Origin of the sequence: Halorubrum sp. Atlit-26R (assembly GCF_003666015.1) — an archaeon.
Lineage (GTDB): Archaea > Halobacteriota > Halobacteria > Halobacteriales > Haloferacaceae > Halorubrum.
Window position 1 is genome coordinate 1 of sequence record NZ_QPLT01000234.1, and the last position, 692, is coordinate 692.

The 692-nt window shown below is 58.4% G+C and carries 1 protein-coding gene; it reads right to left on the reverse strand.

The annotated features are described in order from the left end of the window. Window positions 1–82: 82 nt before the first annotated feature. The coding region (locus DVK07_RS20310) for a hypothetical protein (RefSeq protein WP_199719672.1) at window positions 83–692 on the reverse strand (610 nt) is incomplete at its 5' end.

A 692-nucleotide genomic window follows, 5' to 3' on the forward strand; every position in this document is an offset into this window, starting at 1 on the left:
GGCCCCGGGGGACGCGGGTGACGGTGTCGGTTCCGGTGGTGGACGGTTTATAAGGCGTGTGCCTCGCCGTACGCCTGTGCCTTCAGGCGATCGTAGCGCTCTCGCGAGTCGAGTACCCACTTGTACTCAAAGCCGGGCGGTGGGTTGCCCATCCAGTCGAGGAACGAGCGAGTCTCGTCGACCCCGAAGCGGATCGTTTCGCGGCCGTACGACGGTGAGAGGCCGACGTCCTCGAATAATTTAAAAGGAACTCCTGACGGTCGTCTCGGTGTCGTATCCGTATTGCCGCTCTCGGTTCGCCGTACTCCTGAACATCGAGATACCCGTCACAGACGTACCACATCTTCGCAATCCGTGGCGTCAGCGATAGGCTCTCTGGGAACCGCTTCTCGCCGGACCGGTACCATCGACGAAGTGACCGCATGAACGGGTGGGATCGCGATATGACGGTATACATATCGTGATAGTTCTCAGCCCTCGCATTTGGACTGAACCCCGATTCACGGTTATTGCGTGCCAGTTCCGCTGCCGTCTTTTTAAGCGAGACACCGGTACTCAATATACCCATCTCGTGGTCGAACCACTCCAAGAATTGCTTGTTAACCATCGGGAGACGGAACAGGCCGTGAGCCCCGTCGTTCGTCTTTGGGACGGACCCGTCACCCATGAAACAGCCGATGAGAATCTCGCGA